The organism is Pseudomonas sp. Z8(2022) (genome assembly GCF_025837155.1).
Classification (GTDB): Bacteria; Pseudomonadota; Gammaproteobacteria; order Pseudomonadales; family Pseudomonadaceae; genus Aquipseudomonas.
This window is the reverse complement of record NZ_CP107549.1, coordinates 2,986,806-2,998,533: the sequence shown is the minus strand read 5'-3', so window position 1 is coordinate 2,998,533 and position 11,728 is coordinate 2,986,806. Positions and strand designations below refer to the sequence as shown.

Here is an 11,728-nt window from a genome sequence, read left to right as displayed (position 1 = left end):
CTCAGGCAGGCGACGACAGGCGCCGGATCAACAGCGCGACGCTGATGTTCAGGCGGTCGTGCGGGTCTTCGAACGAGCAGCCGGTCAGCGCTTCGATGCGCTGCAGACGGTAGCTCAGGGTATTGCGGTGAACATTGAGGCGTTGCGCGGCCAGGGCCAGGTTGCCGTTCTCGGCGAACCAGGCTTCCAGGGTCGGCATCAGTACCGGCTGATGGCGCGAGTCATCGCCGATCAGCGGGCCGACCACGCGTTCGACGAAGCGATCGAGCAGGCTGCGGTCGCGAATCGCACCGAGCAATTCCAATACGCCCAGCTCATTGAAACTGCACAGGCCCAGGCGCTCGGGAAAGCGCTGCGCCACGCTCAGGGCCTGGCGTGCCTCACCCAGCCCCTGGGCGAGGCGCGGTGCATCGCAACCGGCGCTGCCGAGACCGAGGAACAGGCGCAGTGGGCCGAGTTGCGGGCGCAGCTCATCGAGCAGCGTGGTCATGGCCTGACGGTTGCGTGCTTCGGCGTGGGCATCGCTGCAGGGCAGCAGGGCAATCCAGTGGCGGCCCTGGCTGACCAGTGGCAGCACGTCACCCAGTTCGCCGAGGCATTGTTCCAGGCGCCGTTGCAGCAGTTGCTGGCGACTCTGCAGCTGGCGCTCGGCGTCTTCGTCCGGCAGGTCGCCGAACAGTTGCTCGCTGCCGTCGAGGCGCAGCAGTGCCACCTGACGCGGCACGTGCAGTGCCAGGCCGAGGCTGTCGCCGCGTTGCAGCAACACCTCGAGCGACTGGTAGTCGCCGTCGAGCACCTGTTCCAGCACGTGCTGGCGCGAGCGGCCGAGCTGCTGCGCCTGCACCAGCGCGGTGCCGATGGCCTGGGTGACCACCACCATCTTCAGTGCGTAGGGCTGCTCGATCAGTGGCAGGTTCAGGCGCTCGGCCTCGGCGATGACGCTGGGTGGGATGCTCTGAATGAACTCGGCGCCGGTGAGGATGACCAGGCCGGCGACCACGCGTTCATGGCCTTCTCGTACCAGACGCAGCAGGTTGGCTTCGTCGCGCGGGTGGTTGATGCCGGTGACGAAGATCAGTTCGCCGCCCATCACCCAGTCGGCGATGCCTTCGTTCTCGGCCACATAGGGCCAGCGCACGGCATTGTCGCGCCCGGCCTGGCCGGCACGCAGGTGCATGCTGGCCAGGCCGGGCAGGGCGAGTACGTCGGCGACGGTCAGACTCACGCGCCAGCGACCTGCTGACGGCCAACCAGTGCCTTGTTTGCCTCGAACAGCACGACATAGGTCACGGCCGCCACGGCGATACCTACCAGCGGGGCGATCCAGGGCGAGAAGTAGGCGCTCAGCGCGCCGATCAGGTAGGCGCCGAGGCCGACCCAGTTGAACGCCGGCAGACGCACATCGGCCAGTTTCGGATAGCGCGACCGGTGGCCGTAGAAGAAATCGGCCATGATCACGCCGCCAATCGGCGGAATGATCGAGCCGAGCAGGATCAGGAAGGGAATCAGCATCTCGTACATGCCGCCGATGGCCAGCAGCGTGCCGATACCGGCACCTGCCAGGGTCACGGTCTTGCGCTTGCCGGTGCGCAGCAGGTTGCAGCCGGCTGCAGCGAAGTTGTAGATGGTGTTGTCCTGGGTGGTCCAAAGATTGAGGAACAGCATGACCACGGCGGCCATGGACAGCCCCTGCAGCACCAGCACCTCGACCACATCCGGTTGCTGGTAGACGATCGCGCCATAGGCTCCGGCAATGATCATCAGGCCGTTGCCGATGAAGAAGCCGACCATGCTGGCCAGCACCGCGACCCGGCCGCTCTTGGCGAAGCGCGTCCAGTTGGTGGCCTGGGTGGCGCCGCTGACGAAAGTGCCGAACACCAGGGTGATGGCCACGCTCAGACTCATGCTCTCCGAGGGCTCGACCGCGAGCAGACCGGCAAGGCCGCCGATATCACGGGTGGCGATCCACAGCGAGGCCACCAGCATTACCAGCATGGCCGGTACGGCGATGCGCGAGAGCAGGTCCAGACCCTTGTAGCCGACGAAGGCGGTCAGGCAGAAACCGAAGCCGAACAGCACCATCAACGGGATGGTCAGGCCTTCGGGCAGGCCGAGGATCTTCACCAGGACGATGGCGATGGTCGCCGTGCCCCAGGCGTACCAGCCGATCTGGGTGAAGCCCAGCAGCATATCGGACAGCTTGCTGCCCACCTCACCGAAGCAGAAACGCCCCATCAGTACCGAATTCAGGCCGCTGCGGCAGGCGATCAGGCCCAGCACTGCGGCATACAGGCCGAGCAGCAGGTTGCCGATCACTGCCGCCCAGATCAGCGTGGTGAAATCGAAGGCCATGCCGATCTTGCCGCCGGCGAACATGGTGGCGGTGAAAAAGGTGAAACCGAACAACAGGATGGCGGTGGAGAACAGCCCCTTGCGCGCGCCGTTGGGCACCTCGCTCAGGGGGTAGTCGCTATCGGGGGTGACATTGCTCATGGACCTGGCTCCGGTAAGAGGGTGAGGCCTTGGCGATAGCAGGGGGCGTGCCAGAATTCAGCACGGCAGGCTGCTTGGCGGGATGGTCAAAGGGTTTTGTGCAAGTCGCACAAAGAAATGCACTTATATAGCGCCAGGTCGCTCAGGGTTTGTGAGCATAGAACAAAAGTGGTGCGCGCCAGAGCTGTCGCGCACCAGCTTGCAGCGCATCAGTTTACGGTCACCTGCGGCATCGGCGGCATGGTCACGGTCTGCTCGGCGCTCGGGGCGAGCACTTCGGCTTCGCCGTCGACCACTTGCTTGCCGTCCTGGTTGAACACGCGGGTGGCGATGCGCACGCGGTTCTTCGGCAGTTTTTCCAGCACTTCCAGCTTCACGGTAAGGGTATCGCCGAGCTTCACCGGGCGGGTGAACTTGAGCTGCTGGCCGAGGTAGATGGTGCCCGGGCCGGGGAGGTTGCAGGCGATGGCGGCGCTGATCAGGGCGCCAGTGAACATGCCGTGGGCGATGCGCTCCTTGAACATAGTCTCGGCGGCGAAGGCGGCGTCCAGGTGCACCGGGTTGTTGTCACCGGAGACGGCGGCGAACAGTTGCACGTCGCGCTCTTCGACTTGTTTCTCGAAGCTCGCCTGCTGGCCGACTTCGAGGGCCTCGTAGGGGATGTTGGTTACCTGGGTCATGGACACTCCTTGATTGGGCTTCGATCCTGGCTCAGCGCCTGCTGCAGCCAGTCGATCAGGTGGGTGGTGACCTCGTCGCGATTACTCTCGTTGAGCAACTCATGACGGGCCTCGGGATAAATCTTCAGTTGCACGTCGCGCACGCCGGCCTCGCGCAGGGCGCCTGCCAGATCACTCAGGCGCTTGCCGTCGCTGACCGGGTCGCGTGAGCCGCCGATCACCAGCAGCGGCAGGTCGGCATCGATCTGCGCCAGATTGGCCGTCGGGGTGATGTACTGCAGGCCATCGAGCAGGTCACACCACAACTGTGTGGTGCAGACGAAGCCGCACAGCGGATCGGTCACGTATTTGTCCACTTCCGCCGGGTCGCGGCTGAGCCAGTCGAAGGCCGTGCGGTTGGGTTTGAAGGCCTTGTTGAACGAGCCGAAGGACAGGAAGTCGATGACCTTGCTGCGCCCCTTGGGACCCAGGCGCCAGCGTTCGAAACCGGCGATCAGGCGGGCAGCCTTGTACAACGCCACGGGCTGATAGTTGGAGCCCGACAGTACGGCGCCCTGCAGGCTGCAACTGTGCCCCAGCAGATAGGCCATGCCGATGTAGCTGCCCATGCTATGGCCGAGCAGGAAGATCGGCGCGCTCGGGTGCTGTTGGCGGATATGGTGATTGAGCGTGGCCAGGTCGCCGACCACCTTGTCCCAGCCATCCTCGTCGGCATAGTGGCCGAGCACGCCTTTTTCGGCAGTGTGGCCGTGGCCGCGCTGGTCGAGCGCGTACACCGCGTAGCCTTCGCGCACCAGTTGCTCGGCCAGGCGGGCGTAGCGCGCAGCGTGCTCGGCCATACCGTGGGAAATCATCACCACCGCCTTGGGCGGAACGTCGGCGTGCCAGTGATAAAGGTGCAGCGGGGTGCCGTCGCTGGCGGCTATCGACAGTGTGTGCTGGTGCATGGCGATCCTTCGTACCCGGATGGAGTCGCGGCATTGTGCATGGCCGATGGAGCCAGGCAAAGGGCCGTTAACGCCAACTGGCGTGGCGCTCGAGGATGCGCCGGAGCTCGCCGCTGTCCTGCAGTTCGCGCAGGCCGCGTTCGAATACCGCAGCCCAGTCCGGCTCGCCCGGGCGTGGCGCAACGAAGCCGACCATCAGCGGGATGGTTGCCAGCTCCGGCTCCTGCCACTGCAGGCGGCCGCGCAAGTGTTCGTCACGGGTCACCAGGTACTCGCCGACCTGCTGCTCCACCAGCACCATGTCGAAGCGCCCGGCGGCCAGCTTGCGCAGGTTGTTGATGTCACTGACCGCCTCCTCCAGATCCAGACCTGCCTGGCGCACGTGGTCAGGGTAACCGTAGCCGCGCACGGCGCCGATCCGCCGCCCACGCAGGTCGGCCACGCTGTGGAACGGTTGTGGGGCGTCAGTGCGTACGAACACGCCGAGGCGGCTGTAGAACAGCGGCTGCGAGGCGATCAGGCCTTCTTCCTCTATTTCCTTTGGCCATAGCGCCAGGGCACCCTGGAAATCACCGCTGCCGAGCTCCGCGCGCACCCGCGCCCAGGGCTTGAAGTCGATCTGTGGCTGGTAGCCCTGGGTGGCGAAGGCACGCCGGGTCAGTTCGACCAGGGCCCCGCCGTCAGGGAGGTCGCTGGTGCTGTAGGGCGGGTACTCCACCGAAGCCAGGCGCGGCTCGGCGGCTAGCGGCGAGGCGAGCAAGGCGAGTAGCGCAGCGAGCAGCATGCGGGGCATGGCGGGGCCTTCCTGATTGGCTGAGGCTATCTTATAGCCCAGATACCGCCGAATCGGTGGAAAAGCATGGTAAAGATTCATGCGGTCTATCGACCGCCCTCGGGTATTTGCCTGGCGTTGTCGAGCTGATAAGTTCCGGCCCAGCCCCGGTGGCACTCTCAGGCTTCCGGATCGCATATTCAGGTCAAGGGGATAACAACAATGCAACCTGATTTCTGGAACGACAAACGCGCCCCTGGCGTGCCCAACGACATCGACTTGTCCAGCTACAAGTCGGTGATCGAAGTGTTCGAGCGCTCGTGCAAGCGCTTCGCCGACCGCCCGGCCTTCAGCAACCTTGGTGTCACGCTGACCTATGCTGAGCTGGATCGTCTCTCCGCAGCCTTTGCTGCCTACCTGCAGAAACATACCGACCTCAAGCCGGGCGACCGCATCGCGGTGCAGATGCCCAACGTGCTGCAGTATCCGATCGCGGTGTTCGGTGCCATGCGTGCCGGGCTGATCGTGGTCAATACCAACCCACTGTATACCGCCCGCGAGATGCGTCATCAGTTCAAGGATGCCGGTGTGCGGGCGTTGGTGTACCTGAACATGTTCGGCAAGCTGGTGCAGGAAGTGCTGCCGGATACCGAGATCGAATACCTGATCGAAGCGAAGATGGGTGACCTGCTGCCGGGCCTCAAGGCCTGGCTGGTCAACACCGTGGTGAAAAAGGTCAAGAAGATGGTGCCCGACTACCATCTGCCGCAGGCCATCCCGTTCAAACAGGTGCTCAAGCAGGGTCAGGGTCAGGCGCTGGCACCGGTCAAGGTCGGTCACGACGATATCGCCGTGCTGCAGTACACCGGCGGCACCACCGGCGTGGCCAAGGGCGCGATGCTCACTCACGGTAACCTGGTGGCCAACATGCTGCAGGTAGACGCCTGCCTGTCGCAGCTCGGCCCGGACGGCACGCCGCTGATGAAGCAGGGCCAGGAGATCATGATCGCGCCGCTGCCGCTGTACCACATCTATGCCTTCACCGCGAACTGCATGTGCATGATGGTCAACGGCAACCACAACGTGCTGATCACCAACCCGCGCGATATCCCGGGCTTCGTCAAGGAGCTGGGTAAGTGGAAGTTCTCCGCGCTGCTGGGCCTGAACACCCTGTTCGTCGCGCTGATGGATCATCCGGACTTCAAGAACCTCGATTTTTCCCACCTCAAGGTCACCAACTCCGGCGGTACCGCGCTGGTCAAGGCGACCGCCGAACGCTGGCAAGAAGTGACCGGCTGCACCGTGGTGGAAGGTTACGGCCTGACCGAGACCTCGCCGGTGGCCAGTACCAACCCCTACGGCGACAAGGCGCGCCTGGGCACGGTTGGCATTCCTGTGCCGGGCACCGCGTTCAAGGTGATCGATGATGACGGTAACGAGTTGCCGACCGGCGAACGGGGCGAGCTGTGCATCAAGGGGCCGCAGGTGATGAAGGGCTACTGGCAGCGCGAGGAAGCCACTGCCGAAGTGCTCGACGCCGAAGGCTGGTTCAAGACCGGCGACATTGCCGTGATCGACCCGGACGGTTTCGTGCGTATCGTCGACCGCAAGAAGGACATGATCATCGTCTCGGGCTTTAACGTGTACCCCAACGAGATCGAAGACGTGGTCATGGCTCATCCGAAGGTCGCCAGTTGCGCGGCCATCGGCGTGCCGGACGAAAAGTCCGGGGAAGTGGTCAAGCTGTTCGTGGTGCCGCGTGATGGCGGCGTGACCGTGGAAGAGCTGAAGGCCTACTGCAAGGAAAACTTCACCGGCTACAAGGTACCCAAGCACATCGTCTTCAGGGATTCGCTGCCCATGACCCCGGTCGGCAAGATCCTGCGTCGCGAACTGCGCGACATCGCCTGACTCCAAAGCCCCTTCCCGCTGCCGGGGAGGGGCTTTCCCGTCCCCGCTGCCATCGGCAGCCCAATTGTTGTGATTTCGTAACCGCCGGTGCCTGTTTCATGCACCACTGCACTGCGTGGATCACGCGTACGCGCTAGGCTGCAGACGCTGCAATATGCGAGCTAGAGGCATTATCCGGGGCTTCGCCGGGAAAGCACGTTCGTGACTTTTCTGTGTTTTGTGGTCACTTTTTCGACTGTTACGGCCATGTTTGGTGCTGGTTAGCCTTTGGCAAAGCTGCTACTCTCGGCGCGCTTCCGGGCCCTGGGCCAGCGGTAAAGCGAGCTAAACACAAAACAAACAACCGCCTTGGCGCGGTGAAGATCAGCTGTTGCTTAGGAGTGGGCTTCCATGACCGAAAACTTCTGGAAGGACAAATATCCCGTTGGCGTTGCTGCCGAAATCAATCCCGATCAGTACCCGAATATCCTCGCGGTGCTGAAGGAGTCCTGCCAACGTTTCGCCGACAAGCCTGCTTTCAGCAACCTGGGCAAGACGCTCACCTATGGCGAGGTCTACAAGCTCTCCGGTGATTTTGCCGCCTACCTGCAGAAACACACCGATCTCAAGCCCGGCGATCGCATCGCCGTGCAGTTGCCCAACGTCCTGCAATATCCGGTCGTGGTCTTCGGTGCCATGCGCGCCGGCCTGGTGGTGGTCAACACCAACCCGCTGTACACCGCGCGGGAGATGGAACACCAGTTCAATGACTCCGGCGCCAAGGCGCTGATCTGCCTGGCCAACATGGCCCACCTGGCCGAACAGGTGGTGCCTAAGACCGGCGTCAAGACCGTGATCGTCACCGAAGTTGGCGACATGCTGCCCACCTTCAAGCGCCTGCTGGTCAATGCCGTGATCAAGCACGTGAAGAAGATGGTTCCGGCCTACAACCTGCCGCAGGCCATCAAGCTCAATGACGCCCTGGCGCAGGGTCGCGGCCAGAGCTTCAGCGAGGCCAACCCGAACAACTCCGATGTCGCCGTGCTGCAGTACACTGGCGGCACCACCGGCGTGGCCAAGGGTGCCATGCTCACCCATCGCAACCTGGTCGCCAACATGCTGCAGGTCAAGGAGCTGATGGGTGCCAACCTCGAGGAGGGCTGCGAAGTCCTGATCGCGCCGCTGCCGCTGTACCACATCTACGCCTTCACCTTTCACTGCATGGCGATGATGCTGATCGGTGGCCACAACATCCTGATCACCAACCCGCGCGACCTGCCGTCGGTGGTCAAGGATCTGACCAAGTATCGCTTCACCGGCTTCGTCGGCCTCAACACCCTGTTCGTCGCCCTGTGCAACAATGAGGACTTCCGCAAGCTGGACTTCTCCAGCCTGAAACTCACCGTCTCCGGCGGTATGGCGCTGCAGCTGGCCACGGCCGAGCGCTGGAAGGAAGTCACCGGCTGCGCCATCTGCGAAGGCTTCGGCATGACCGAGACCAGCCCGGTGGCCACGGTCAACCCGTTCAGCGCCATCCAGCTCGGCACCATCGGCATTCCGCTGCCCTCGACTCAGGCCAAGATCATCAGTGATGACGGCCAGGAACTGCCTATCGGTGAGATCGGCGAGCTGTGCATCAAGGGCCCGCAAGTGATGAAGGGCTACTGGCAGCGCCAGGAAGCCACCGATGAAATCCTCAATGCTGAAGGCTGGCTGAAGACCGGTGACATCGGCCTTATTCAGGAAGACGGTTACCTGCGTATCGTCGACCGCAAGAAGGACATGATTCTGGTGTCCGGCTTCAATGTCTATCCGAACGAACTGGAAGACGTGCTGGCGACCCTGCCGGGCGTGCTGCAGTGCGCGGCCATTGGTGTGCCGGACGAAAAATCCGGTGAGGCGATCAAGGTCTTCGTCGTGGTCAAGCCGGGCGAGAGCCTGACCAAGGAGCAGGTGGTCGAGCACATGCGCGCCAATGTCACCGGCTACAAGGTGCCCAAGGCTGTAGAGTTCCGCGACGTACTGCCGACCACCAACGTCGGCAAGATCCTGCGCCGCGAGCTGCGTGACGAAGAACTGAAGAAGCTGGGCAAGAAGTGACCGCCTGCTGAAACCAGAGAACCCGCTACGGCGGGTTTTTTGTTGATTGTTCGTCGGCAATTTCCAGCTGGTCCGACCAGTTTTTGCATTTCGCTATTTTTTTGACGTCAGGATGTGGGCAATATGCCATCCCCCTAACTCCAACAACGTCACAAGGTGTCGCGACCATGCTCGCCCGACTGCGTCTGCGTTCCAAAGTACTGCTTCTGGCACTCGGCCCGATCTGCCTGCTTACTCTCATTCTCTCCAGCATCGCCCTGGTGGTGCTCGACGACCTCGCCGACCAGCAGGAGGCGCAGACCCGCGCCAAGCTGGTGCAGGATCGCAAGACCGAGATCAAGCAGTATGTGGAACTCGCGATGAATGCCATCGCCCCGTTGTATCAAGCCTCCGCCGAAGGCGACATGGCCGCGCGCGAGCAGGCAGTGCAGGTGCTCAAGCGCCTGTCCTACGGCGTCGATGGTTATTTCTGGGGGTATGACACCAATATCCGCCGGGTACTGCAGGGCAACACCGACGATCGCATCGGCGAGGACTTCAGCAGCTACCGCGACCCCAGCGGCCTCCATGCCATTCGTGAACTGGTGCGCGCGGGGGTGGAGAACACCCACTACACCGACTACAGCTTCGTGCTCGGCGACAGCAAGGTGCTGGTACCGAAGGTCGGTTACTCCAAGTACCTGCCGAAGTGGGACCTGGTGTTCGGCACCGCGGTCAACCTCGACGGCGTCGAGCGCGACGTACAGCTGGCCCGCGAGGAGTTCCAGCGTACCGTCGACCAGCTGCTGATGGTGATGATCGGCTCGGCAGTCGGCTTGCTGGTGGTGCTGGGCCTGCTGGCGCTGCCGGTGGCAGCCTCCATCACCCGTCCGGTTCAGCTGATCAAGGCCAACCTCGACGACATGGCCGCCGGCGACGGCAACCTGACCCATCGCCTGCCGATCACCAGCAGTGACGAACTCGGCGAGCTGTCCGCCTCGTTCAACCGCTTCGTCGAGAAGATCCACCTGCTGGTGCAGCAGGTGGCCGGAACCACCGGCAGTCTGTCCGAGCTTGTCGGCTCGGTGGCCAGCCAGGCCCATCGCTCCGAGAAGGCCATGGAGCAGCAGCGCCACGAGACCGACCAGGTCGCGACCGCGATCAACGAGATGTCCGCCGCCGCCCATGAAGTGGCGCAGAGCGCCCAGCGCGCGGCCGAGGCGGCGCGCGATACCGACGTCGAGGGCCAGTCGGCCAAGCGCGAGGTGGACCAGAGCGTGCAGGCCATTCACCACCTGGTGGGCGAGGTGCGCAGCAGCAGCGAGTCGCTGGAGACCCTGCGTCAGGACGTGCAGGGCATCGTCAGCGTACTTGACGTAATCCGTGCCATCGCCGAGCAGACCAACCTGCTGGCGCTCAACGCCGCCATCGAGGCGGCCCGTGCCGGCGAGGCCGGTCGCGGATTCGCAGTGGTCGCCGACGAGGTGCGCGCGCTGGCCAGCCGTACCCAGCAGAGCACCGGCGAGATCCAGAGCATGATCGACCGCCTGCAGGCCACCACCGGCGAGGTGGTGGGTACCATGCAGCGCGCCAGCCAGATGGGCGAAAGCACCCGCGAACAGGCCAACCGCGCCGGCGCTTCGCTGGATGCCATCGCCCAGTTGATCGGCACCATCAACTCGATGAACGCGCAGATCGCCAGCGCTGCCGAGGAGCAGACCGCGGTGGCTGAGGAGATCAACCGCAGCGTGCACCAGATCGCCGTGGCCGTGGATGGCGTGGCCAACGACGCCGTCGAGGGCGCGCAGACCGCGCGCGACCTGAATGGTCTCGGCGAGCGCCTGCAGCGCCTGGTCGGGCAGTTCCAGATCTGACTGCTAGGCCTGCGCGTCTTTCGCTCCGCGCCAGGCCACCAGCAGCACCCCGCCGACGATACACAGGGCAGCCAGCAGCATGCTCAGGCTGCCCTGTTCACCGAGCAGACCGATGGCGATGGCTGCACCGATGATCGCCGCCACCGAGCCGATCTGGCTGAGAAACACGGTACCGGCCAGGTTCTGCAATATGAAGAACAGCGCATAGACCCCAGCGAACAACAGCATCTGCGCTGCCAGCAGGCCAACCGCCATGGTGCTGCCCAGATGCGGCGCGAAGTCGACGCCGAGCAAGGCGGTAGGCACCAGCAACAGAACGCCGCCCAGCAACATCCCGGGAGCCAGTGACAGCGGGCTGGCGCCGCTCGGCCAGTAGCGGGCACGGTAGACATTGCCCAGTGCCAGGAACACCGGCACGCTCAGCGCGCCCAGCACCCACAGCGTCGGGCTGTCGCCGCTGTTGAGCTTGCCCAGGGCAAGCAGCAGGCTGCCGGCCAGACCGATGCAGATGCCCAGTAGGCGGATGCGGCTGAGTCCCTCCATGCGCAGGGCCAGGGCCAGCAGGTAGGTGATCAGTGGCGGGAAGGCCAGGCACATCGAGGCGAAGCCGGCTCCGACATGGCCGATGGAGCTGAACAGCAGGGCGTTGGGTACCGCGATACTGAGCAAGCCGGAGGCCAGGTAGTAGCGTTGCTGAGGCAGGCTCATGCCGGGTCGTTCCCCTCGCAGCCAGGCGAACAGCAACAGCAGCAGACCACCACCGAGAAGGCTCCACAGCAAAAAGGCCATCGGCTGCCATCCGCTGCTGCTGGCCAGCTTGACCAGGTTGCTGGTCAGCCCCATCAGCGTACCTATGGTGAACAGCAGCGAAACGGCCATGAATGGCCGATACTGAGTGCCTGGCATGCAGTTCCTCCTTGGTGTGGACGCTACGATTGACCGCTGACGAGCAGCGGGCGTTGCATGAATTGCACGGCAAGTTGCTGGCGATGT

General features: G+C 63.8%; 9 protein-coding genes and 1 pseudogene. 4 read left to right on the top strand and 6 right to left on the bottom strand.

Going from position 1 to position 11,728, the window contains the following annotated elements:
- Window position 1: 1 nt before the first annotated feature.
- The 5 genes from OEG79_RS14245 to OEG79_RS14225 all read right to left on the bottom strand — a co-directional run bounded on the left by OEG79_RS14245 (window position 2) and on the right by OEG79_RS14225 (window position 4,913).
- Window positions 2–1,225: a PucR family transcriptional regulator gene (locus OEG79_RS14245; RefSeq protein WP_264145642.1), complete on the bottom strand. Its 1,224-nt coding sequence runs from the start codon at window positions 1,223–1,225 to the stop codon at window positions 2–4.
- Complete coding sequence (gene codB / locus OEG79_RS14240) at window positions 1,222–2,493, bottom strand: cytosine permease (protein WP_264145641.1); 1,272 nt, start codon at window positions 2,491–2,493, stop codon at window positions 1,222–1,224. The genes OEG79_RS14245 and codB overlap by 4 nt, the downstream gene beginning before the upstream one ends.
- A 209-nt stretch (window positions 2,494–2,702) precedes the next feature.
- On the bottom strand, window positions 2,703–3,173 hold the full coding sequence (locus OEG79_RS14235; RefSeq protein WP_024307460.1) for a MaoC family dehydratase: 471 nt from the start codon (window positions 3,171–3,173) through the stop codon (window positions 2,703–2,705).
- Window positions 3,170–4,120 (bottom strand): alpha/beta hydrolase, encoded by a 951-nt coding sequence (locus tag OEG79_RS14230; RefSeq protein WP_264145640.1) that lies wholly within the window; start codon window positions 4,118–4,120, stop codon window positions 3,170–3,172. Before OEG79_RS14230 ends, OEG79_RS14235 begins: the two co-directional genes overlap by 4 nt.
- A gap of 67 nt (window positions 4,121–4,187) precedes the next feature.
- Window positions 4,188–4,913, bottom strand: coding sequence for a substrate-binding periplasmic protein (locus tag OEG79_RS14225; RefSeq protein ID WP_264145639.1), 726 nt, complete (start codon window positions 4,911–4,913; stop codon window positions 4,188–4,190).
- Between the two features lie 201 nt (window positions 4,914–5,114).
- Between OEG79_RS14225 and fadD2 the strand changes: the two genes are divergently transcribed.
- The 4 genes and pseudogenes from fadD2 (at window position 5,115) to OEG79_RS21330 (ending at window position 10,735) form a co-directional block, all read left to right on the top strand.
- Window positions 5,115–6,803: a long-chain-fatty-acid--CoA ligase FadD2 gene (gene fadD2 / locus OEG79_RS14220; protein ID WP_264145638.1), complete on the top strand. Its 1,689-nt coding sequence runs from the start codon at window positions 5,115–5,117 to the stop codon at window positions 6,801–6,803.
- Window positions 6,804–7,193: 390 nt separating this feature from the next.
- Window positions 7,194–8,882 carry a long-chain-fatty-acid--CoA ligase FadD1 gene (gene fadD1 / locus OEG79_RS14215; RefSeq protein WP_264145637.1) on the top strand — a complete coding sequence of 563 codons (1,689 nt, stop codon included), beginning with the start codon at window positions 7,194–7,196 and terminating at the stop codon, window positions 8,880–8,882.
- Window positions 8,883–9,049: 167 nt separating this feature from the next.
- Window positions 9,050–9,829, top strand: a pseudogene (locus OEG79_RS21335) (cache domain-containing protein); the annotation flags it as partial.
- Between the two features lie 150 nt (window positions 9,830–9,979).
- Window positions 9,980–10,735: a methyl-accepting chemotaxis protein gene (locus OEG79_RS21330; protein ID WP_413247546.1), complete on the top strand. Its 756-nt coding sequence runs from the start codon at window positions 9,980–9,982 to the stop codon at window positions 10,733–10,735.
- Window positions 10,736–10,738: 3 nt separating this feature from the next.
- Here OEG79_RS21330 and OEG79_RS14205 read toward each other — a convergent pair whose 3' ends face one another.
- Complete coding sequence (locus OEG79_RS14205; protein WP_264145635.1) at window positions 10,739–11,641, bottom strand: DMT family transporter; 903 nt, start codon at window positions 11,639–11,641, stop codon at window positions 10,739–10,741.
- Window positions 11,642–11,728 lie beyond the last annotated feature (87 nt).

Bases quoted from the DNA above. Each gene is read 5' to 3' on its own strand.
- codB (WP_264145641.1), bottom strand. From the start codon at position 2,493: ATGAGCAATGTCACCCCCGATAGCGACTACCCCCTGAGCGAGGTGCCC.
- OEG79_RS14235 (WP_024307460.1), bottom strand. From the start codon at position 3,173: ATGACCCAGGTAACCAACATCCCCTACGAGGCCCTCGAAGTCGGCCAG.
- OEG79_RS14230 (WP_264145640.1), bottom strand. From the start codon at position 4,120: ATGCACCAGCACACACTGTCGATAGCCGCCAGCGACGGCACCCCGCTG.
- OEG79_RS14225 (WP_264145639.1), bottom strand. From the start codon at position 4,913: ATGCCCCGCATGCTGCTCGCTGCGCTACTCGCCTTGCTCGCCTCGCCG.
- fadD2 (WP_264145638.1), top strand. From the start codon at position 5,115: ATGCAACCTGATTTCTGGAACGACAAACGCGCCCCTGGCGTGCCCAAC.
- fadD1 (WP_264145637.1), top strand. From the start codon at position 7,194: ATGACCGAAAACTTCTGGAAGGACAAATATCCCGTTGGCGTTGCTGCC.
- OEG79_RS21330 (WP_413247546.1), top strand. From the start codon at position 9,980: ATGGAGCAGCAGCGCCACGAGACCGACCAGGTCGCGACCGCGATCAAC.
- OEG79_RS14205 (WP_264145635.1), bottom strand. From the start codon at position 11,641: ATGCCAGGCACTCAGTATCGGCCATTCATGGCCGTTTCGCTGCTGTTC.